21 protein-coding genes are annotated in these 20,570 nt (G+C 72.3%); 17 read left to right on the top strand and 4 right to left on the bottom strand.

What is annotated here, in order from left to right; genetic code table 11:
* Window positions 1-823 (top strand): SseB family protein (locus AC792_RS10955; RefSeq protein ID WP_049830555.1); only part of this gene is annotated, 823 nt, incomplete at its 5' end.
* 22 nt (window positions 824-845) lie between these two features.
* Window positions 846-2,144, top strand: a complete 1,299-nt coding sequence (locus AC792_RS10950; RefSeq protein ID WP_049830554.1) for an MFS transporter — start codon at window positions 846-848, stop codon at window positions 2,142-2,144.
* A gap of 149 nt (window positions 2,145-2,293) precedes the next feature.
* Here the strand turns inward: AC792_RS10950 and AC792_RS10945 are convergent, their stop codons facing one another.
* A complete protein-coding gene (locus AC792_RS10945) occupies window positions 2,294-2,737 on the bottom strand; it encodes a DUF1844 domain-containing protein (RefSeq protein WP_235436648.1) in 444 nt (147 codons plus the stop codon).
* A gap of 334 nt (window positions 2,738-3,071) precedes the next feature.
* Between AC792_RS10945 and infC the strand changes: the two genes are divergently transcribed.
* The 4 genes from infC (at window position 3,072) to AC792_RS10925 (ending at window position 5,944) form a co-directional block, all read left to right on the top strand.
* Entirely contained in the window at window positions 3,072-4,127 is a 1,056-nt protein-coding gene (gene infC / locus AC792_RS10940) for a translation initiation factor IF-3 (RefSeq protein ID WP_049830553.1), read from the top strand.
* Between the two features lie 95 nt (window positions 4,128-4,222).
* Entirely contained in the window at window positions 4,223-4,417 is a 195-nt protein-coding gene (rpmI, locus tag AC792_RS10935; RefSeq protein ID WP_049830552.1) for a 50S ribosomal protein L35, read from the top strand.
* A 95-nt stretch (window positions 4,418-4,512) separates the two neighbouring features.
* A complete protein-coding gene (gene rplT / locus AC792_RS10930) occupies window positions 4,513-4,902 on the top strand; it encodes a 50S ribosomal protein L20 (protein WP_049830551.1) in 390 nt (129 codons plus the stop codon).
* 46 nt (window positions 4,903-4,948) lie between these two features.
* Window positions 4,949-5,944 carry a TrmH family RNA methyltransferase gene (locus tag AC792_RS10925; RefSeq protein WP_049830550.1) on the top strand — a complete coding sequence of 332 codons (996 nt, stop codon included), beginning with the start codon at window positions 4,949-4,951 and terminating at the stop codon, window positions 5,942-5,944.
* Window positions 5,945-5,995: 51 nt separating this feature from the next.
* On the opposite strand, the gene AC792_RS10920 is transcribed toward AC792_RS10925, so the two are convergent.
* Window positions 5,996-7,288, bottom strand: coding sequence for an MFS transporter (locus tag AC792_RS10920; protein ID WP_082177667.1), 1,293 nt, complete (start codon window positions 7,286-7,288; stop codon window positions 5,996-5,998).
* 270 nt (window positions 7,289-7,558) lie between these two features.
* Between AC792_RS10920 and AC792_RS10915 the strand changes: the two genes are divergently transcribed.
* From AC792_RS10915 to pcp, 3 genes are all read left to right on the top strand, one after another.
* Window positions 7,559-7,795, top strand: coding sequence for a hypothetical protein (locus AC792_RS10915; RefSeq protein WP_049830549.1), 237 nt, complete (start codon window positions 7,559-7,561; stop codon window positions 7,793-7,795).
* A gap of 27 nt (window positions 7,796-7,822) precedes the next feature.
* Window positions 7,823-8,281: a (deoxy)nucleoside triphosphate pyrophosphohydrolase gene (locus AC792_RS10910; RefSeq protein WP_049830548.1), complete on the top strand. Its 459-nt coding sequence runs from the start codon at window positions 7,823-7,825 to the stop codon at window positions 8,279-8,281.
* 99 nt (window positions 8,282-8,380) lie between these two features.
* Entirely contained in the window at window positions 8,381-9,022 is a 642-nt protein-coding gene (gene pcp / locus AC792_RS10905; RefSeq protein ID WP_049830547.1) for a pyroglutamyl-peptidase I, read from the top strand.
* 45 nt (window positions 9,023-9,067) lie between these two features.
* Here the strand turns inward: pcp and AC792_RS10900 are convergent, their stop codons facing one another.
* A complete protein-coding gene (locus AC792_RS10900; protein WP_049830546.1) occupies window positions 9,068-9,520 on the bottom strand; it encodes an eCIS core domain-containing protein in 453 nt (150 codons plus the stop codon).
* A gap of 231 nt (window positions 9,521-9,751) precedes the next feature.
* Between AC792_RS10900 and pheS the strand changes: the two genes are divergently transcribed.
* Together pheS and pheT are read left to right on the top strand one after the other, a co-directional pair.
* Window positions 9,752-10,834 carry a phenylalanine--tRNA ligase subunit alpha gene (pheS, locus tag AC792_RS10895; protein WP_049830545.1) on the top strand — a complete coding sequence of 361 codons (1,083 nt, stop codon included), beginning with the start codon at window positions 9,752-9,754 and terminating at the stop codon, window positions 10,832-10,834.
* Window positions 10,835-13,378, top strand: a complete 2,544-nt coding sequence (pheT, locus tag AC792_RS10890; RefSeq protein WP_049830544.1) for a phenylalanine--tRNA ligase subunit beta — start codon at window positions 10,835-10,837, stop codon at window positions 13,376-13,378.
* A 74-nt stretch (window positions 13,379-13,452) separates the two neighbouring features.
* On the opposite strand, the gene AC792_RS10885 is transcribed toward pheT, so the two are convergent.
* Window positions 13,453-14,418: a quinone oxidoreductase family protein gene (locus AC792_RS10885; RefSeq protein ID WP_049830543.1), complete on the bottom strand. Its 966-nt coding sequence runs from the start codon at window positions 14,416-14,418 to the stop codon at window positions 13,453-13,455.
* 105 nt (window positions 14,419-14,523) lie between these two features.
* Between AC792_RS10885 and argC the strand changes: the two genes are divergently transcribed.
* The 6 genes from argC (at window position 14,524) to AC792_RS10855 (ending at window position 20,483) form a co-directional block, all read left to right on the top strand.
* Entirely contained in the window at window positions 14,524-15,555 is a 1,032-nt protein-coding gene (argC, locus tag AC792_RS10880) for an N-acetyl-gamma-glutamyl-phosphate reductase (protein WP_049830542.1), read from the top strand.
* Window positions 15,552-16,721 (top strand): bifunctional glutamate N-acetyltransferase/amino-acid acetyltransferase ArgJ, encoded by a 1,170-nt coding sequence (gene argJ, locus AC792_RS10875; protein WP_049830541.1) that lies wholly within the window; start codon window positions 15,552-15,554, stop codon window positions 16,719-16,721. Before argC ends, argJ begins: the two co-directional genes overlap by 4 nt.
* Window positions 16,722-16,802: 81 nt before the next feature.
* Window positions 16,803-17,684 (top strand): acetylglutamate kinase, encoded by an 882-nt coding sequence (gene argB / locus AC792_RS10870; RefSeq protein ID WP_152916152.1) that lies wholly within the window; start codon window positions 16,803-16,805, stop codon window positions 17,682-17,684.
* Window positions 17,681-18,985: an acetylornithine transaminase gene (locus AC792_RS10865; RefSeq protein WP_082177666.1), complete on the top strand. Its 1,305-nt coding sequence runs from the start codon at window positions 17,681-17,683 to the stop codon at window positions 18,983-18,985. The genes argB and AC792_RS10865 overlap by 4 nt, the downstream gene beginning before the upstream one ends.
* Window positions 18,982-19,947: an ornithine carbamoyltransferase gene (gene argF / locus AC792_RS10860; RefSeq protein ID WP_049830539.1), complete on the top strand. Its 966-nt coding sequence runs from the start codon at window positions 18,982-18,984 to the stop codon at window positions 19,945-19,947. Before AC792_RS10865 ends, argF begins: the two co-directional genes overlap by 4 nt.
* Window positions 19,944-20,483, top strand: a complete 540-nt coding sequence (locus AC792_RS10855) for an arginine repressor (protein WP_049830538.1) — start codon at window positions 19,944-19,946, stop codon at window positions 20,481-20,483. The genes argF and AC792_RS10855 overlap by 4 nt, the downstream gene beginning before the upstream one ends.
* Window positions 20,484-20,570 lie beyond the last annotated feature (87 nt).

Raw genomic sequence — 20,570 nt, 5'->3', positions numbered from 1 at the left:
GGCGGGCAACGCGCGGAATCTCACCGACTCCGCGGGGCAGGCGTGGGCCGGTCGGGACCTCTCCGGACCGGACAACCCGCTCCATGCCTTCGACGACGACGACGGCGCTGCGGACGCCGGTCTCGCCGCCGCCGTCGGGCGGTTGCGCGAGGACGCGGCCTCGCCGGGGCCCGGCGAGCGCGGCGTCGTGGAGGCGCTGGCCGCGGCGAGGGTGTTCATCCCCGTCGTCGCGGAGCTGGCCCAGCAGGCGCAGGGTGTAGCGGGCCTGCACGCCGACAAGGAGGCGGACATGTCGCTGGTGGTCCTCACTGCGCCGGACGGGCGGAAGGCGCTGCCCGTGTTCTCCTCGACGGCGGCGCTGAGTGCCTGGCATCCCGCGGCCCGGCCGGTGGCGGCGTACGCGGCGCGCGCAGCTCTCGCCTCGGCGGCCGAGGAGGCCGAACTCATGGTGCTGGACCCGGGGGCGGAGCTCACGTTCGTGGTCCGTCGTCCGGCCCTGTGGTGCCTGGCGCAGCAGCGCCCCTGGACGCCGTCCTACGAGGACCGGGCCGTCGCGGAGCTGGTCCGGGACGCCGCCGAGCAGGAGGTGGCCGTGCTGTCGGTGGCACTGCGCCCCGGTGGCGGGATCCTCAGCCGGGCCGCCGACGGTAGCATTGCCTCCGGCGGGGGGCCGGGACCCGAGCTGCGCATGGATCTGCAGCTCCGGGAGGGCCTCACCCCGCAGGAGGTGCGCACCGTCGTGGCCTCCGTCCGTACGCGTCTGTCGGGACTCGCCGAGTTCGTCGAGCGCGTCGACTCACTGGACATCAAGCTCACCCGCTGACGAGGGCGGAGGAAGAACGATCGTGAACTTCGCCGTCTACCGGGACCTGCTGGGCATCCCGCCCGTCCGCATGCTGCTGATCGTGGGCATGGTCGCCCGCTTCCCCCATTCCGCCGCCGGGGTGCTGCTGACCCTGCACGTGGTGCAGACGCTGGACCGCGGGTACGCGGCGGCCGGAGCAGTGGCGGCGGTCCTCACCATCGGGATCGCTGTGGGAGCGCCCTGGCGGGGGCGGCGGATCGACACCGTGGGGCTGCGCAGGGCCCTGATCCCCCCGATCATCGCCGAGGCCGGGATCTGGACGGGAGCCCCGCCCCGGCCCTGCCCCTGGCTGCTCGTCGCCGCCCTGGTCGGCGGGCTGTTCCCGCTGCCCGCGTTCTCCGTCATCCGGCAGGCCCTCGGTGTGCTCGTCGCCGGTGCCCGCCGCCGCCCCGCCTTCCCCCTGGATGCGATCGCGACGGAGGTCGTCTTCATGGCGGGCCCCCCCGGGGGCGGGGCGCGCGCCCCGCAGACCTCCCCGGTCCTCGGGCTCGCCCTGGTGGGGCTGGCGACGGCCGCCGCGGGGCTGTTCCTCATGTGGTTCACCCCGGCCCCCCGCTCGGGCCAGCTGCCGTCGTCCGGGACCGTTCCGGCAGCGGCGCCCGCCGGCGTGGGCGAGGCGGCGGCGGATCTCATCGCGATCCAGGACGGGCCCTCTTCGCCTCGTGGGGCACGTGCGCCGCTGCGCCGGAGGATCCGTACTGCCGTGCCCTGGGTGACCATGCCCCTGGTGGTGGTGATGGCCGTCGCCGGCGGGGCGGGTCTGGTGCTCTCGGGGTCCGAGGTGGGGATCGTGGCCGCCCTGGAGCATGCGGGCGAGGAGAGCAGACTCGGCCTGGTGTTCGTGGCGTGGTGTGCAGCCTCCGTGGTGGGGGGCCTCGTGTACGGCGCGCTGCACCGGCCCGTACCACCGGCATTGCTGCTGCTCGGCCTGGCGGTCCTCACGATCCCGATGGCCTTCGCGGACGACACCCTCTCGCTGGCGCTGCTCTCGATCCCGCCCGGCCTGCTCTGCGCCCCGGTGCTCTCCGCGGCCTCCGAGAAGGTGGCCGACCACGTCCCCGAGGAGCGGCGGGGTGAGGCCATGGGCTGGTACGGCTCCGCGCTGACCTCCGGCGTCGCACTCGGTGCGCCGCTCGCGGGCTTCCTCATCGACACGATCGGGCCGTGGGGAGGCTTCACCGCGGTGGGGGTGGTGTCGGCGCTGATCGGGATCGCCGGTCTCTCCCAGCGGGGCTCGGAACCCGGCACCACGAGGGACCGGGAACCCGCGGGGAGCTGATCCCCTGCCCGGGGTCCGGTCCGTGTCACCGGGCCCCGGGACCGGCGAGGGGGCCCGCCCGTGGACGGGCCGCCCCGACCGTGGACGGGCCGCGCCGACCGTCGGCGCGGTCCGTTGCGCTTCCGCTGCGGGGGTCGGGTCCCCGTGCGTCAGTTGACGGGACCGGTGTACTTCTCCCCGGGTCCCTTCCCGGGCGGGTCGGGGATGATCGACGCCTCACGGAACGCGAGCTGGAGCGACCGCAGTCCGTCGCGCAACGGGCCGGCGTGCTGCGAGCCGATCTCGGGAGCCGCCGCGGTCACGAATCCGGCGAGGGCGATGATGAGCTTGCGTGCCTCGTCCAGGTCCTTGAGCTCCTCGGCGTTCTCCTCGTGCCCCAGGCCGCACTTCACGGCGGCCGCGCTCATCAGGTGGACCGCGGAGGTCACGATGACCTCCCCCGCGGCGACCTCCGAGATGTCACGCATCTGCTGACGCACCTCGTCCTCCGTCCCGGCGCCCGGTGCTGCGGCGGCCGATTCCTGCTCCTCCGCGAAGCTCCGCCGCGGGGGAGCGGAGGGGAGGTCGTGCGAGTTGTCCTGTGGGGTGCTCATACTGGTAAGCTTGGCACAGACCAACCGGTCGCTGTTACTCACTATGCTCCAGCGGAGTGTGCGGTGGCGGGCCGGTACGCAAGCGGAGTCCTCTCCCACCCGCGTTCGCCTGGTACGGCCCCGCCGTACTGCAGGTGTCCGGGTTCCTGGTCGGCACCACCGGCTCCCGTGGTGAAGCTCTGCTTCCACGGGTCGTCAGGAGCCGGCTGTCGAGGCCTTCGATTGCGCATGCAATGGGAGGCCTTCTTCCGTTGGTGTGCGGTCCCGGTCAGAGAACCCACAGGAGTCACACATTAGCGAGCCAAGAATCAATGATCGTATCCGCGTCCCCGAGGTGCGGTTGGTCGGTCCTGCCGGCGAACAGGTAGGGATCGTCCGTATCGAGGACGCCCTCCGACTCGCCGCCGAGTCCGACCTGGATCTTGTCGAGGTGGCACCGCAGGCCAAGCCTCCGGTGGCCAAGCTCATGGATTTTGGTAAGTACAAGTACGAAGCGGCCGTGAAGGCGCGCGAGGCGCGCAAGAACCAGACGAACACCGTGCTGAAGGAGATCCGCTTCCGGCTCAAGATCGACACGCACGACTACGAGACGAAGCGTGGGCACGCCGTGCGCTTCCTCGGTGCCGGTGACAAGGTCAAGGCCATGATCCAGTTCCGCGGACGTGAGCAGCAGCGACCCGAGATGGGTATCCGCCTCCTCCAGAAGTTCGCCGAGGACGTCGCCGAGGTCGGCATCGTCGAGTCCTCACCCCGCATCGACGGGCGCAACATGGTGATGGTCATCGGTCCCACGAAGAACAAGGCCGAGGCGAAGGCCGAGGCACGCCGCGAGACGCAGCGCGCCGAGGCGAAGGCCGCCAACGAAGCCGCCAAGAACGGCGAGGCGCCGCCGCGGGTCGACACCTCCGGTGCCGGCAACGCACCGCTGACGCAGTCGCTGGCGGACCTGCTGCCGGAGGGCTACTCCATCCGGAGCGAGCCGGAGGCCCCCGTGGAGGCAGCTCCGGCGCCCGCTGCGCCGGAGGCACCCGCACCCGCGGTGGTCGAGGCGGAGCAGCCGCAGGCTGCCGCTGCCCCGAGGACCGCACCCGCCCGTACGTCGTCGGCCCCTCGCTCGACGAGCCCGCGGACGACGGACGGACGCCCTGCTGCTGCACGCTCGGCCGCACCGGCCAGGCAGTCGGCGCCCACGGCTCCGACAGCTCCGGCGGAGAACGCTCCGGTCACCGCACCTACACCGGCAGCGGCGCCGAAGCCACCGGTGACGGCCAAGCCCTCGGCCATGCCGAAGCCGGGAGCGCCCAAGCCCTCGGCGACACCGAAACCTGCCGGACGTACGGCTCCCCCCAGGAGCCCGGCCGGCCGCCCCAAGCCCGGGAGCTCGGACTAGCTCCTCCCCGGGTACGACCGAACAACCAGCAGGCACCGTCGAGGTGCCGAACTCCGGGTGCATCCGCCCCGGCTATCAGAAGGAGATCGGTTCCCATGCCGAAGATGAAGACCCACAGCGGCGCCAAGAAGCGCTTCAAGCTCACCGGTAGCGGCAAGCTCAAGCGCCAGCAGGCCAACCGCCGCCACTACCTCGAGCACAAGTCCTCGACGCTGACGCGTCGCCTCGCCGGCGACAAGATCGTCGCCAAGGCCGACACCAAGACGATCAAGAAGATGCTGGGCGTCTGACCACCAATCCACCCCTCGGGCAAGCGCGGGCATCCTCCCCGATGCAGCGCTGCGGCGGAGAGCCGTGACCGAAGAACAATCAAAGGAGTACGCACGTGGCACGTGTGAAGCGGGCAGTCAATGCCCACAAGAAGCGTCGGGTCGTCCTGGAACGAGCCAAGGGTTACCGCGGGCAGCGTTCGCGCCTGTACCGCAAGGCGAAGGAGCAGCTGCTCCACTCGTTCGTCTACAGCTACGGCGACCGCCGCAAGCGCAAGGGCGACTTCCGCCGCCTCTGGATCCAGCGCATCAACGCTGCGTCCCGCGCCAACGGCCTGACCTACAACCGCCTCATCCAGGGCCTGAAGGCGGCCGACATCCAGGTCGACCGCCGGATGCTCGCGGACCTCGCCGTCACCGACGGCGCTGCCTTCGCCGCGCTGGTGCAGCTGGCCAAGAACGCCCTGCCCGCCGACACCTCGGCGCCGGTCAAGGCCTCGGCCTAGGGCCCACGGCCCTCGCGGGCATCGTGCCCGCACCGCCGATACGACCATGACCGTGAACGGACGCCCCCGGGCGCCACTGATGACCAACACCCAGGCGGACCGGGTGAAGGAGGTGGCACGCCTGGCCGGGCGTCCGTCGCGTTCCAGGCGCCGTGAGTTCCTCGCGGAAGGTCCCCAGGCGGTCCGCGAGGCGCTCCGGCTGCACCGGCAGCACGACGCCGGCGTGGTCGTCGACGTGTACGCCACTCCCGAGGCGCTCGAGCGTCATCCGGACATCGTCGAGCTGCTGGCCGCCGACGACACCCCTCCGGTCCGGCCGGTCACCCCCGACGTCCTGGCGGCGATGTCCTCGACGGTGACCCCGCAGGGTTTCATCGCGGTCTGTCGCTTCGTGGACAGCACGCTCGACGACGTGCTCGCCGCACGTCCGCGCCTCGTGGCCGTGCTCGTGGAGGTGCGCGATCCGGGGAACGCCGGCACGATCATCCGTGCAGCCGACTCCGCCGGTGCCGATGCGGTCATCCTGACCAGTGCGAGCGTGGACCCCTACAACCCCAAGACGGTGCGCTCCACGGTGGGGTCCCTCTTCCACCTGCCCCTCGTCATCGGCGCCGACCTCGACGACCTTCACGAGCGCCTGCGCTCCGCCGGGCTGACCGTCCTGGCCGCCGACGGCTACGGGTCCACGAGTCTCGACGACCTGCAGGACGCCGGTGCCGCCCGGCGCGCCGGGGTAGGCAGCCCGCAGCCCGATCGTTCGCGGGTTCCGGGGCCGACGACACCGGTTTCGGCCGATCGTGACGCGGGACCTGCCGTGGGGCACGCACCGCGCGCGCCCCACGACGGGAACGAGGGCGTACACCTGGAGCACCCGACGGCGTGGCTGTTCGGGAACGAGGCCCAGGGTCTGCCCCATGAGGTCTCCGCCTCCGCCGACGCGCAGGTGGCCGTCCCGATCTACGGCAGGGCCGAGAGCCTCAACGTCGGAACCGCGGCGACGGTCTGCCTGTACGCCTCCGCCCGGGCGCAGCGCAGGGACTGACACCCGCCCGGGCGCCCTGGGCAGGCTCGCAGGCCGGTCCGCCCCGGCGGGTCAGCGTGATCCGCTGCTGCGCGATCCGGCGGTCGCGACGGACGACCCGGGGGCGTCGTCGGACCCTCCGGGCAGCCCGTCCTGCATGGACTGGGCATCTCGACGATCCATGCGGGAACTCACGACCGCCACGCCGAGACCGAGCACGGCCAGCCCCGCACCGACCAGGGCCGGTGAGGTGAAGCCCCACCCCGCGGTGATGACCGCTCCGCCCACCGAGGCCCCGAGTGCATTCGCGGTGTTGAGCGCCGAGTGGTTCATCGACGAGGCGAGGGACGGAGCGCCCGGGGCGACGTCCAGGAGCCGGGCCTGGAGCGGCGGGATCAGCATCGACCCGCTCGTCCCGACGAGGAAGACGAACAGGCACGCCGAGCACGGCGTCGTGGCGGCCAGGGGGAAGACCAGCAGGATCACGACGATGGCCCCCATGACGGCGCGGATGCTGCCCATGACGGAGCGGTCCGCGAGCCGTCCGCCCAGGACGTTGCCCACCACCATCCCCATGCCGTACAGCGCGACGACGAGCGGCAGGAGGGCGGCCCGCAGTCCCGCGACCTCCGTCATGATCGGTGAGATGTAGGAGTAGACGGCGAAGAAGCCGCCGAAGCCGACGATCCCGATGAGCAGGGTCATCCAGAGCTGCGGGCGCCGCAGGGCTCCCAGTTCCGCCCGGATGCTCGCGCCGGGCCGGACCGGGACCGACGGTACGAAGATCCGGATCAGGACCAGCGTCCCGAGTCCGATGACGCCCACGAGCAGGAACATCGAGCGCCAGCCGAACTGCTGCCCGAGCCAGGTCGCGAAGGGCACGCCGAGAACGTTCGCGATGCTGAGTCCGAGCATCACCATGGAGATGGCCCGGCCGCGCTTGGCGGGGTCGGCCAGGGTCGCCGCGATGACGGCGGCGACGCCGAAGTACGCCCCGTGCGGCAGACCCGACAGGAAGCGTGATACGAGCATCCAGCCGAAGCCCGAGGCGAAGTAGGACGAGAGGTTGGCGAGGGTGATGACCAGCATGAGCGCCAGGGCCACCGTGCGCTGCGGCTTCTTGGCACCCAGGGTCGCGAGGACCGGAGCGCCGACCACCACGCCGAGGGCGTAGGCGGAGATGACGTGACCGCCCTGCGCGTAGTCGACGCCGAGGTCGGTGCGCATCTCCTCGAGGAGCCCCATGATGGTGAACTCCGTGGTGCCGATGGCGAACCCGCCGACGGCCAGGGCCGCGATGGCGAGGTTCAGCCGACGCCCCGAGAGGGGGCGGGACGGAGGTGGCGGGGGAGCGGGGGTGGTCATGGCTGTCCTAGCGGCGGAGGATGGTCGGGAGCGGTCGACCCTGCCGCCGGGTGTCCGGAGCGGACGGTCCACGGCTCGAAACGGAGCGGGACGGCGGCAGGCGACGCCGTCGTTCCCTCCCAGCCTAGATGATGGTGAGCAGCGGTCGGGTTCCGGGTGGCCGGTGCCCCGACGGCGGACGGCCCTGCCGCGTCGAGGCCCCGCCGTCCAGCCGGTCCGTGTGCTCCGGGGCGGGTGGCCAATCCGGTGCCCGTCTGATGGGATCGGGGGATGAGCTGGACACCGCACCCCTCCGAACTCCCCGCGAGCGAGCACCTGCGCGACGACATCAACCTGCCGGAGGAGCCCGGGGCGGAGAGTGCCGCCGAGTTCTCCGAGGACGGTTTCACGTCCACCGCGCTCAATGCCGGGCAGCATGTGCCGGGCGTGAGCCCTGACGGTCGTTACCGCGAGGGCTTCGACCCCGAGCACCAGGAGTTCGACGCCCCGGCACCCGAGGAGAGTTGATCCGCGCGCACGCATAGACTCATCAGGATGACCATTCCTACCGCACCCGGGCGGCCCCGGCAGATCGTCGGTGCGGCCGTCCTCGACTCCCTGACCCGCCCCGCCCGCCTCCTGGTGGCCCGGCGTTCGGCCCCTCCGCAGCTGGCGGGTCAGTGGGAGTTCCCCGGGGGCAAGGTGGAGCCGGGTGAGTACTGTGAGGACGCCGTCGTCCGCGAGCTGGAGGAGGAGCTGGGGATCCGCGTGCGGCTCGGTGCGGAGATCGCCGGTCCCCACCTGCAGGGCTGGCCGCTGAACGGGACCGCCGCCATGCGGGTCTGGTTCGCGGAGATCACGGAGGGAGAGCCGGCGCCCCTGCAGGACCACGACGATCTGCGCTGGGTGCCACTGGCGGAGCCCGGGGAGGTGGAGGCGCTGCCGTGGATCGCGGCCGACCGTCCCATCCTCGTGGCCCTCCGGGCAGCACTCGCCGCCGGCACCACCGGCTGACGGGCGACGAGGAACCGGTCGGACCGGGATCGATCCAGCGGTGCGCGGTGTGCGTCGCGGCCCGTCCCCGCCGTCGGACGCTCCCACTACGCTGGTGCCATGATCCTGCTCACCGGCTTCGAACCCTTCGACGGGGAGACGACCAACCCCTCCTGGCTCGCCGCCCGGCGCGCGGCCGAGCAGCTCGTCGCTGCCGGGTCCCCTGCCGTGGCGGTGGAGATCCCCTGCGTCTTCGACCTCAGCAGGACGGTGCTCCAGGAGGCGCTGGAGCGGTACCGGCCCGGCATCGTGCTCTGCGTGGGTCAGGCCGGTGGACGCGAGCGCATCTCCCTGGAGCGCGTCGCGATCAACGTGGACGACGCCCGGATCCCCGACAATGCCGGCAACCGCCCCGTGGACAGGCCGATCGTCGAGGGCGGGCCGGCCGCGTACTTCTCGACGTTGCCCATCAAGGCGTGCCGGGGCGCGGTGGCGAGCTCGGGTGTGCCGGTGGAGGTCTCGCAGACCGCCGGCACCTACGTGTGCAACCACCTGTTCTACGGCCTGATGTCGCTGCTGGCGGAACGGGAGGACGGCTGCCGTGGCGGCTTCGTCCACGTTCCCTACTCCACGGAGCAGGCGCGGGGGAACGACGCGCCGGGACTCGCCCTGGAGCAGATGGCCGACGCCCTCGTGCTCATCGCGACGACGACGTCGGGGACCACCGTCGATCACCGTGTCGCCGCGGGCGCCGAGCACTGAGGCGTGACAGATGGACGCCCGGCGGACGAGCGACGGCCTGTCCCGTCAGCGCCGAGTGCCGGGGACGCGCCGGGACAATGCGCTCAGCGTGGGCCGGAGGGGTTTCTCCACGTAGCCGCCGTCCGGCAGTCCTGCGCGCCGCTCGAAGGGATTCCGCGAGGCCGGGTCCCCGGTGAGCAGGACCGACCACCCGGCGGCGAGGGCGTAGGCGGCCAGGAACGGCAGACCGAGGGCCGCGTACTGCCGGGTGTGCCCGGCCTCGTGGTCCAGCAGGCGCAGGAAGGCCGCCGACCGCTCGGCGGGCGCCTTGCCGCGCAGCAGCACCACGTTGCCCACGGTGAAGGCCCGTGCCCTCGGGAGCCGGTAGGACCAGCCCTCCGCGAGCAGGATGCCGTGGGGTCCCCGCGACACGGTGCAGCCCGCCACCCGCGCGAGAGCGAGCCCGGTCGGGGTGGACAGGTTGATCCGGTTGAGGAGCGGGACGAGCCGGGGGTGCATGCGCCCAGCGTAGTGGTCCGCGCGGAAGCACGCGCGGCCCGCGCCAGCGCGGACGTCGCAGCACCGGGACCCGGGCTCCCCTCGGCGGAGCAGGGGTTGCGGCGCCGGGGAACAGGTCGCCTAGACTTGGTGCGCCGGTGCCGCGTGGCTGCACGCCGGCCATCCGACAGATCCCCGCGCGGCACGAGCCGCGTGGCAGTAGACCGCGAGAGTACAGGGTAAGCAACCGAGATGTCCGAAATCCCCGAGCAGGCCGGACCCGGCAGCTCCGCACCCCACGTGCCCGATCCGCTGGACCCCGCGGCAGTGGCCGCCGCCGTCGACGCCGCGCTCGCCGCGATGGCCACCGCCACCGATCTCGAGGACCTCAAATCGGTGCGCATCGCGCACACCGGCGAGAAGTCACCGCTCAGTCTCGCCAACCGCGGGATCGGCGCGCTGCCGAAGGAGTCCAAGTCGGCCGCCGGCAAGAACATCGGCCCGGCCCGCGGCCGGATCAACCAGGCGCTCGCCGCCCGCACCACCGAGCTCGAGGCCGAGCGCGACGCGCGGATCCTCGTCGAGGAGGCCGTGGACGTCACGGCAGCGCCCCGACGCCGTCGGATCGGTGCGCGGCACCCGCTCTCCACCCTGCAGGAGCGCGTCAGCGACGTCTTCGTGGGCATGGGCTGGGAGATCGCCGAGGGCCCCGAGCTGGAGTCCGAGTGGTTCAACTTCGACGCCCTGAACTTCAAGCCGGACCACCCGGCACGCGAGATGCAGGACACCTTCTTCGTGGATCCGCCCGAGGCCCACCTCGTGCTGCGCACGCACACCTCACCGGTGCAGGTCCGCTCCATGCTGGAGCGGGAGCTGCCCATCTACGTCCTGTGCCCGGGGAAGGTGTTCCGCACGGACGAGCTCGACGCGACCCACACGCCCGTGTTCCACCAGTTCGAGGGCCTCGCGATCGACAAGGGCCTCACCATGGCCGATCTCGTGGGCACGCTGGAGCACTTCACGCAGCAGCTCTTCGGCGACGAGGCCAAGGTGCGTCTGCGACCGAACTTCTTCCCCTTCACCGAGCCCAGCGCCGAACTGGACATCTGGCACCCCGGTGCCAAGGGCGGACCGCGCTGGATCGAGTGGGGCGGCTGCGGCATGGTCAACCCGAACGTGCTGCGCGCCACCGGGATCGACCCGGACGTGTACTCCGGCTTCGCCTTCGGCATGGGGATCGAGCGGGCACTCATGTTCCGCAACGAGGTCGGCGACATGCGCGACATGATCGAGGGCGACGTACGTTTCAGCGAACACTTCGGGATGGAGATCTAGATGAGAATCCCACTGTCGTGGCTGCGCGAGTTCGCAGCCGTCCCCGCGGACGCGACCGCGGAGGACGTGATGGCCGAGCTGGTGAAGGTGGGGCTCGAGGAGGAGGACGTCCACCGTCCCTCCGACGAGCTGACCGGTCCCGTCGTGGTGGGTCAGGTCCTGACCCGGGTCGAGGAGCCGCAGTCCAACGGCAAGACCATCAACTGGTGCACCGTCCGCGTGGTGCCCGAGGGCGCCGAGCAGACCCTGACCGGCGACGGGATCGATCCCTCCGGTGTGCAGGGGATCGTCTGCGGTGCCCACAACTTCGTGGTGGGTGACAAGGTGGTGGTCACCCTTCCCGGGGCCGTGCTGCCCGGGAACTTCCGCATCAGCCCCCGCAAGACCTACGGCCACGTCTCCGCCGGCATGATCGCCTCCGTCCGGGAGCTCGGCATCGGCGAGGACCACGACGGCATCCTGGTGCTCTCCACCCTGGGGCTCGACCCCGAGGTCGGCACGGACGCCCTGGACCTCCTCGGTCTGCACGACGAGGCGGCCGAGATCAACGTGACCCCGGACCGCGGGTACTGCTTCTCGATCCGCGGCGTGGCCCGCGAGTACGCCCACGCCACCGGCACGGCCTTCACCGACCCCGCGTCCCCCGTCCCGGCCCCGGCCGCGCAGGGTCCCGCGTGCCCGGCGCGCCCCGAGGACACCGCCCCGATCTACGGCGGGCCCGGGGGCGCCAGCTTCGCCGCCCGCGCCGCCCGGGGCGGGGATGCCGCGCGCCCCCCCCCGCCGTGGCTGGCGGCACGCCTGCGCCTGGCCGGCATCCGCTCCATCTCGCTCGTGGTGGACATCTCCAACTACGTGATGCTGGAACTCGGTCAGCCCCTGCACTTCTACGACCTTGACACGCTGGCCGGGGAGATCGTGGTGCGGCGGGCCACCGCCGGGGAGACACTGCGCACCCTGGACGACAAGGTGCGCACGCTCGATCCCGAGGACCTCCTCATCACGGACGACTCCGGGCCGATCGGGATCGCCGGGGGGATGGGCGGAGCCGCCACGGAGGTCACCGACACCACGAAGGATGTCCTGATCGAGGCCGCGCACTTCGAGGAGGTCGGGATCGGCCGCTCCCGGCGCCGCCACAGGCTCCCGTCCGAGGCGTCCAAGCGCTTCGAGCGCGGCGTGGACCGGGACGTGGCGGACATCGCCGCGCAGCGCGCCGTCGAGCTGCTCGTCGAACTCGCGGGCGGCACCGCCGACACCACCTCCACCGACGTCGGCGAGACTCCGGAGGCGCGCGTCGTGGAGCTCCCGGCGGACTTCCCGGCACGCCTGATCGGGCGGGACTTCAGCACCGGGGAGATCACCGGCACGCTCACCGATCTCGGGGCTTCCGTGGAGAGCACGGACGGCGGGTTCCGTGTCACGGTACCCAGCTGGCGCACGGACCTGGAGACCCGCGAGGACCTCACCGAGGAGATCATCCGCCTGCTCGGCTACGGCACCATCCCCTCCACACTGCCGGTCGCCCCTCCCGGTCGTGGCCTGACCCGCCTGCAGCAGCAGCGCCGTCGCCTCGTCAACGCCCTCGCCTCCGCGGGGCTGACCGAGGTGCTGGCCTACCCGTTCGTCAGCGGACGGGCGAACGCGACGTTCGGCACCCCCGAGGAGGGGGCCGACGCGCCGGCCGTGACGCTCGCCAACCCGCTCAGTGCGGAGTTCGGCCAGCTGCGCCGCTCGCTCCTGCCCGGTCTCGTGGAGCTCGCCAAGCGCAACCACTCCCGCGGATTCCGTGACCTGGCGCTCTTCGAGGCCGGTACGGTGTTCCTCCCGGAGGGGCAGCTCGGCAGCGAGTCCATCCCGCCGCTCGGCATCCGGCCCGACGACGACGTCCTCGACGGTCTCGATGCCGGCATCCCGCACCAGCCGTACACCGTCGCGGCCCTGTTCACGGGTCACGAGGTGGCGGCGTCGGCCGGGACCACCCCGCGGGCCTGGGACTGGGCCGACGCCGTGGACGCCGTGCGCCTGATGGCGGAGACCGCCGGGGTGGACGTGGTGGTGCGGCAGGGCACCCACCAGGCGTTCCATCCGGGGCGCACCGCGCAGGTGGAACTGCGCAGCGGCGAGGTGCTCGGGTACGCCGGTGAGCTGCACCCGAAGCTGATCGCCGCGCAGGACCTCCCGGCGCGGACCGTGGCCCTCGAGCTCGACGCGGATCTGCTCCTCGACGCCGCGGCCGACGTCATCGTGGCCCGGCCGCTGTCCACGTATCCACCGGCCACCCAGGACGTGGCCCTCGTGGTCCCGGACGCCGTGGTGGCGGGGGACGTGCTGGAGGCACTGCGGGAAGGGGCCGGGGACCTCCTCGAGGAGGTCGGCCTGTTCGACGTGTACGCGGGACAGGGGATCGACGAGGGGCACAAGTCCCTCGCCTTCGCCCTGCGCTTCCGCGCTCCCGACCGCACCCTGACGGCGGACGAGGCGAGCGCAGCACGCGACGCCGCCGTGGACCTCGCCGCGGAACGGTTCGGCGCCGTCCAGCGCTGACCCTGATGCAGCACATGAAGGCCCGCCCTCCGGTGACGGAAAGCGGGCCTTCATGCATCCCCGCGTGATCCGGCTCAGGGGATCAGCAGCACCTTGCCGGTGGTGCGCCGTCCCTGGAGGTCCTCATGGGCGCGGGCGGCGTCGGCGAGCGGGTAGTGTGCCCCGATCCGCACGGAGAGGGAGCCGGAGGTGACCGCGCCGAAGAGCTCCTCCGAGCGCCAGCGCCTCTCCTCGGCGGTGAGCAGGTGGTGCGCGAGGGTGGGCCGCGTGACGAACAGTGAGCCGCCGCCGTTGAGCCGCTGCAGGTCGAAGGGTTCCACGGGGCCGGACGCGGCGCCGTAGAGCACCAGGGTGCCCCTGAGGCGCAGGGAACGGAGCGAGTCGTCGAACGTCGCGGCACCCACGCCGTCGTACACCACGTCCGCGCCCACGCCGTCGGTGAGGGTCCTCACGGCGTCGGCGAACCCGTCGTAGCGCAGCACGTCGTCGGCCCCGGCACCGAGGGCCAGCTCCTCCTTCTCCGGGGTGGAGACGGTGGTGATGACGCGCGCGCCCCGGGCCTTCAGGAGCTGGATGAGCAGCAGCCCCACACCGCCTGCGCCGGCATGCACGAGTGCCGTCTGGTCCTGCTCCACGGGGAACGTGGAGGTGACCAGGTAGTGGGCGGTCATGCCCTGGAGGGGGAGCGCGGCGGCGGTCTCGAGGTCCACGCCGTCGGGGACGGGCAGGGCCTTCTCGGCGTCCACCACGGCGAACTCCGCATAGGTGCCCGTCCCCTCGGCGAACGCGACGCGGTCCCCGGGGGAGAAGCCGTCCACGTCCGGGCCGAGGGCCTCGACCGTGCCCGCGGCCTCGGCGCCGGGGGTGAACGGGTACAGGACCGGGTAGGCACCGCTGCGCTGGTAGGTCTCGATGAAGTTGACGCCCGCGGCGGCGACACGCACCAGGAGCTGGCCCGGGCCGGGCTCCGGGCGGTCCACGGAGGCGAGCGTGAGGACCTCCGGGCCCCCCGCTCCGGTGAGGACGATGGCTGAGGGCATGGGGAATCCTTTCGACGGTGTCTGCTCATGCTAGGCGGAAGCGCCTCCCGGGAGGATGCGCATAACTATGTGTGTACGTGCATAGTCTTGCTGTAGTGTCGGAGGATGACGTTCACCGCAGCAGTGTCCGGAGCCAGCGGCTATGCCGGGGGGGAGCTCCTGCGTCTCCTCGCGAACCACCCGGACATCGAGGTCGGGGCCATCACCGCGCACAGCAACGCCGGCGCAGCTCTCGGGAGCCTCCAGCCCCACCTGCACTCCCTCGCCGACCGCGTGCTCCAGGACACCACGCCCGAGGTCCTCGCCGGGCACGACGTCGTCTTCCTCGCCCTGCCGCACGGGGCCAGCGCCGAGGTCGCCGCGCAGCTCTCCCCGGACACGCTCGTGATCGACGCCGGGGCGGACCACCGACTGCAGGACCCCGCCGCGTGGGAGAAGTTTTACGGCTCCGCGCACGCCGGGACCTGGCCGTACGGCCTCCCCGAACTGCCGGGCTGCCGCGCGGACCTCGTGGGTGCGCGCCGCATCGCCGTCCCCGGCTGCTATCCCACGAGCGTGCTGCTGGCCCTCACGCCCGGGTTCGCCGCCGGTCTCCTGGAGCCCGACGACGTCGTCATCGTCTCCGCGTCCGGTACCTCGGGTGCGGGCAAGGCCGCGAAGGCGAATCTCCTGGGTTCCGAGGTGATGGGAGGCATGAGCCCCTACGGCGTGGGCGGCGGACACCGGCACACCCCCGAGATGGAGCAGGGCCTGAGCCTCGTGGCCGGCGAGCGCGTGCAGCTCTCCTTCACGCCCACCCTCGCTCCCATGGCCCGCGGCATCCTGACCACGGCCACCGCCCGGGTGCGGCCGGGCGTCGGCCACGCGCAGCTGCGCGAGGCGTGGGAGCGGGCCTACGCCGAGGAACCCTTCGTGCGGATCCTGCCCGAGGGCCAGTGGCCGGCCACCAAGTCCGTGCTCGGTTCCAACCACGCCGTCCTCCAGCTGGCCTTCGACGAGCACGCCGGCCGCGTGGTCGTCAGCAGCGCCATCGACAATCTCACCAAGGGGACCGCCGGCGGAGCCGTGCAGTCCATGAACATCGCCCTGGGTCTCGACGAGACCTCGGGCCTGACCCTCCAGGGGATCGCACCATGAGCATCACCTACCCGGGCGGCTTCCGCGCCGCCGGTGTCGCCGCAGGCCTGAAGAGCACCGGTAGGCCCGACGTCGCGCTCGTGGTCAACGACGGCCCGCTGCACCATGCCGCCGCCGTCTTCACCTCCAACCGCGTGGCCGCGGCCCCCGTGCTGTGGTCCCGCCAGGTGGTCTCCGACGGCCGGGTGGACGCCGTGGTACTGAACTCCGGCGGCGCGAACGCCTGCACCGGGCCGGAGGGTTTCCAGAACACGCACCGCACCGCGGAGGTCACCGCCGAGCTCCTCGAGGTCTCGGCCACGGACGTATTCGTCTGCTCCACCGGGCTCATCGGCGAGCAGCTGCCCATGCCCGAGCTCCTGGCCGGCGTCACCGACGCCGCAGGCTCCCTCGGACGCGGTGGCGGACCCGGCGCCGCCGAGGCCATCATGACCACGGACTCGGTGTCCAAGGAAGCCCGCTACCCGGCCACTGCGGACTCGGCGAGCGAGGGGTACGCCATCGGCGGAATGGCCAAGGGCGCCGGGATGCTGGCACCCGGGCTCGCCACCATGCTCGTGGTCCTCACCACCGATGCGGCGCTCGACGCCGCCGCGCTCGACGCCGCGTTGCGCGAGGCCACCCGGGTGAGCTTCGACCGCACGGACGCGGACGGCTGCATGTCCACCAACGACACCGTGGTGCTGCTCGCCTCCGGGTCCGCGGGCATCGCCCCGGACCAGGCGCAGTTCACGCAGGCGCTGACGGACGTCTGTTTGGACCTCGCGGCCCAGCTCATCTCCGACGCCGAGGGCGCCAGCCACACCATCGCCGTCACCACCGTCAACGCGGCCTCCGAACGCGACGCCGAAGTGGTGGGCCGCGCCGTCGCCCGCTCCAACCTCTTCAAGACCGCCATCTTCGGCAACGACCCGAACTGGGGCCGCGTGCTCGCCGCCGTCGGCACCACGGACGCCGTGTTCGAACCGGACGAGCTGAACGTGTCCATGAACGGCGTGCAGATCTGCCGGAACGGAGGCATCGGGGAGTCCCGCGACCTCGTGGACCTCACCGGGCGCGAGGTGTCCGTGGAGATCGACCTCGCCGCAGGGACCGCGAGCGCCACCATCTGGACCAACGACCTCACGCACGAGTACGTGCACGAGAACTCCGCGTACTCGAGCTGAGAGGAGAGCCCCGTGACCGAGTCATCCCTGACGGACGCCACCCCGTCCACCCTGCAGGCCCAGGACAAGGCCGCCACCCTCATGGAGGCGCTGCCCTGGATCCGGCGTTTCACCGGCACCACCATGGTGATCAAGTACGGCGGCAACGCCATGATCGACGACGACATGCGCCGGGCCTTCGCCGAGGACATCGTCTTCCTCCACCACGTGGGCATCCGCCCCGTGGTGGTGCACGGAGGCGGCCCGCAGATCAACGCCATGCTCGGCCGGCTCGGCATCGAGTCCGAGTTCAGGGGCGGCCTGCGGGTGACCAGCCCGGAGGCCATGGACGTGGTGCGCATGGTCCTCACCGGGCAGGTGGGCCGCGAACTCGTGGGCCTCATCAACTCCCACGGACCCTACGCCGTGGGGCTCTCCGGGGAGGACGGCGGTCTGCTGCGCGCGGTGCGCACCGGCACGGTGGTCAACGGCGAGGAGGTGGACCTCGGACTCGTCGGCGAGGTCACCGAGGTGCAGCCCGGGGCGATCCTCGACATCCTCGAGGCCGGGCGCATCCCGGTCATCTCCACCGTCGCTCCCGAGCACGATGCCGACGGCGACCCCACGCAGCAGGTCCTCAACGTCAACGCCGACGCCGCGGCCGCCGCGCTCGCCGTCGCCCTGGACGCCTCCAAGCTCGTGATCCTCACCGACGTCGAAGGTCTCTACGCCGACTGGCCCGACCGCGACTCCCTCGTCTCCACCATCTCCGCGACCGAGCTCCGGGGCATGCTACCGGGGCTCGAGTCGGGCATGATCCCCAAGATGGCCGCGTGCCTCCAGGCCGTCGAGGGCGGCGTGGAGCGCGCGCACATCGTGGACGGGCGGCTCGCGCACTCGATGCTCCTGGAGACCTTCACCACCGCGGGCATCGGCACGCAGGTGGTCCCCGATTCCCTCCACACCCCGGGAGCGCAGTCATGACCTCAGCGGAACTCGCCGGCACCGCCGTCCACGTGTCGGACGCGGCGCCGGGTGCAGCAGCCCAGCAGCTCACGGGCGGCGACTCCGGTGCCGCCTGGCTCGCGCGGTACAGCACCTCCGTGATGGGCGTGTTCGGGACCCCGCAGCGCGTGCTGGTCCGCGGGTCCGGCTGCTACGTCTGGGACGCGGACGGCACCCAGTACCTCGACCTCCTCGGCGGGATCGCCGTCAACGCGCTCGGTCACGCCCACCCCTTCGTCACCTCCGTGATCTCGAGCCAGCTCGCCACGCTCGGGCACGTCTCCAACTTCTTCACTAGCCCGCCCCAGGTGGCGCTCGCCGAGAAGCTCCTCACCCTCTCCGGGGCTCCCACCGGATCGCGCGTGTTCTTCACCAACTCCGGCACCGAGGCGCTGGAGGCGGCGTTCAAGCTCGCCCGGCGGAACTCCACGCCGGAACGGCACCGCATCATCGCGCTCGACGGCGCCTTCCACGGCAGGACCATGGGGGCGCTCGCGCTGACCTCCAAGCAGGCCTACCGTGCACCGTTCGAACCGCTGCCGGGCGGTGTGGAGCACCTCCCGTTCGACGACGTCGAGGCACTGCGCGCCGCCATGGACGACACCGTGGCCGCGGTGGTCCTGGAACCGATCCAGGGCGAGGCCGGTGTCCGGCCGCTGTCCGCGGACTACCTGCGCGCAGCCCGGGACCTGACCCGCGAGCACGGTGCCCTGCTGATCCTCGACGAGGTGCAGACCGGCATCGGGCGCACCGGCCGGTGGTTCGCCCACCAGGCCGTCGAGGACGTGGTACCGGATGCCATGACCCTCGCCAAGGGACTCGGCGGCGGCTTCCCCGTGGGGGCGCTCGTCACCTTCGGGGAGGAGGTCTCCACCCTGATCACGGCCGGCCAGCACGGCACCACCTTCGGCGGGAACCCGGTGGCCACCGCCGCGGGGCTCGCGACCCTGCACGTCCTGGAGACCGCGGACCTGCTGCGGTCCGCCGCCGACGTCGGGAGTCTCCTGCGCGCAGGCCTGGGGGAGCTCGACGGGGTCACGGAGGTCCGCGGACAGGGGCTGCTCATCGGCTTCGACCTCGACGGCGAGCATGCACCCGCAGTGGTGCAGGCGGCCCTCGCGGCGGGGGTCGTCGTCAACGCGACCGGTCCGCGCACCCTGCGTCTGGCCCCGCCGCTCATCCTCACCCGTGAGCAGGCCGGCACGTTCCTCGACGCCCTGCCCGCCATCCTCGCCACCGCCACGACAGTTCGATCAGAATCCCCGGAGACCGCATCATGACTCGCCACTTCCTCGTCGACACCGATCTCACGCCCGCCGAGCAGGCGGAGGTCCTCGACCTCGCCGCCGAGCTCAAGGCCGCGCCGTACGCCCACGCCCCCTACGCCGGGGAGGGCGCGGGGCGGAGGACCGTCGCGGTGATCTTCGACAAGACCTCCACCCGCACCCGGGTGTCCTTCGCCGCCGGGGTCGCCGACCTCGGGGGAGTGCCGCTGATCATCGGGGCCGACGACTCCCAGCTCGGGCACAAGGAGAGCATCACCGACACCGCCAAGGTCCTCGAGCGCATGGTCGCCACCGTCGTGTGGCGCACCTACGCCCAGGCCGGTCTCGAGGAGATGGCCGCGGCCTCCCGCGTCCCGGTGATCAACGCGCTCTCTGACGACTACCACCCGTGCCAGCTGCTCGCCGACCTGCTCACCATCCGCGAGCACAGGGGAACGCTCGCCGGACTCACCCTGACCTACCTCGGTGACAGCGCCAACAACATGGCCAACTCCTACCTGCTCGCGGGCGCCACGGCCGGCATGCACGTGCGGATCGCAGGTCCCGAGGGCCACCTCCCGGACCCGGCCGTCGTCGCGGCCGCCGAGGAACGCGCGGCGCAGACCGGTGGGTCCGTCCTCGTCACCTCCGACGCCGCGCTCGCGCTCGCGGACGCCGACGTCGTCGCCACGGACACCTGGGTGTCCATGGGCCAGGAGGCCGAGAAAGCCGCACGGCAGGAGCTCTTCCGGTCCTACGCCGTGGACGCCGCCGCCCTCGCACAGGCCGCACCCGACGCCGTCGTGCTCCACTGCCTGCCCGCCTACCGGGGGTACGAGATCTCCGCCGACGTGATCGACGGCCCGCAGTCGCTCGTGTGGGACGAGGCCGAGAACCGCCTGCACGCGCAGAAGGCGCTCATGACCTGGCTCATGGCCCGCTCCGGTGACCCGGAGGACCCGGAGCGGGCGCGGTGACCGTGCAGCGGGACACCGCCCGGCCCACCACGAGGACCGCCCGGCACGCACGCATCACGGACCTGCTCACCGCGCGGTCCGTCCGGTCCCAGGGCGACCTCGCGGCGCTCCTGGCCGCCGAGGGTCTGCAGGTGAACCAGGGGACCCTCTCACGGGACCTCGTGGACCTCGGCGTGGTGCGCGTGCGGGGCGCCGACGGCGCGCTGGTGTACGCGGTGCCGGTGGAGGGCGGCGGGCGCCACGTGCACAGCGGGGTGTCCCAGGAGATCCTGGACGCACGGCTCGCGAAGCTCTGCAACGAACTGCTCGTCACGGCCGAGGCCTCCGGCAACATCGTGATCCTGCGCACCCCGCCCGGGGCGGCGAACTTCCTGGCCCTGTCGATCGACCACTCCGTGCTGCCCTCGGTCCTCGGGACCATCGCCGGCGACGACACGGTGATGATCGTGACCCGCGAGAGCGACGGCGGCGCCGCCGTCGCGGAGCGGTTCCTCGGCCTCGCCCAGGAATCCCAGACCGGACCCGAGCAGGCATGAGGCCCGCGCCGCTACGCTTGGCCCAGACCCCGGTGTGAGCGCCCGTCCGAGGCGCACCCACCCAGACCCAGCTGCGGGCACCCGCCC

Source organism: Arthrobacter sp. RIT-PI-e (assembly GCF_001187915.1).
Lineage (GTDB): Bacteria > Actinomycetota > Actinomycetes > Actinomycetales > Micrococcaceae > Arthrobacter_D.
This window is presented reverse-complemented; position numbering and strand designations above follow the sequence as displayed.

Bases quoted from the DNA above. Each gene is read 5' to 3' on its own strand.
- pheS (WP_049830545.1), top strand. From the start codon at position 9,752: ATGTCCGAAATCCCCGAGCAGGCCGGACCCGGCAGCTCCGCACCCCAC.
- AC792_RS10915 (WP_049830549.1), top strand. From the start codon at position 7,559: ATGAGCTGGACACCGCACCCCTCCGAACTCCCCGCGAGCGAGCACCTG.
- AC792_RS10865 (WP_082177666.1), top strand. From the start codon at position 17,681: ATGACCTCAGCGGAACTCGCCGGCACCGCCGTCCACGTGTCGGACGCG.
- AC792_RS10900 (WP_049830546.1), bottom strand. From the start codon at position 9,520: ATGCACCCCCGGCTCGTCCCGCTCCTCAACCGGATCAACCTGTCCACC.
- argB (WP_152916152.1), top strand. From the start codon at position 16,803: ATGGAGGCGCTGCCCTGGATCCGGCGTTTCACCGGCACCACCATGGTG.
- AC792_RS10920 (WP_082177667.1), bottom strand. From the start codon at position 7,288: ATGACCACCCCCGCTCCCCCGCCACCTCCGTCCCGCCCCCTCTCGGGG.
- rpmI (WP_049830552.1), top strand. From the start codon at position 4,223: ATGCCGAAGATGAAGACCCACAGCGGCGCCAAGAAGCGCTTCAAGCTC.
- AC792_RS10925 (WP_049830550.1), top strand. From the start codon at position 4,949: ATGACCGTGAACGGACGCCCCCGGGCGCCACTGATGACCAACACCCAG.
- pheT (WP_049830544.1), top strand. From the start codon at position 10,835: ATGAGAATCCCACTGTCGTGGCTGCGCGAGTTCGCAGCCGTCCCCGCG.
- pcp (WP_049830547.1), top strand. From the start codon at position 8,381: ATGATCCTGCTCACCGGCTTCGAACCCTTCGACGGGGAGACGACCAAC.
- argJ (WP_049830541.1), top strand. From the start codon at position 15,552: ATGAGCATCACCTACCCGGGCGGCTTCCGCGCCGCCGGTGTCGCCGCA.
- AC792_RS10910 (WP_049830548.1), top strand. From the start codon at position 7,823: ATGACCATTCCTACCGCACCCGGGCGGCCCCGGCAGATCGTCGGTGCG.
- AC792_RS10945 (WP_235436648.1), bottom strand. From the start codon at position 2,737: ATGAGCACCCCACAGGACAACTCGCACGACCTCCCCTCCGCTCCCCCG.
- argF (WP_049830539.1), top strand. From the start codon at position 18,982: ATGACTCGCCACTTCCTCGTCGACACCGATCTCACGCCCGCCGAGCAG.
- AC792_RS10885 (WP_049830543.1), bottom strand. From the start codon at position 14,418: ATGCCCTCAGCCATCGTCCTCACCGGAGCGGGGGGCCCGGAGGTCCTC.
- argC (WP_049830542.1), top strand. From the start codon at position 14,524: ATGACGTTCACCGCAGCAGTGTCCGGAGCCAGCGGCTATGCCGGGGGG.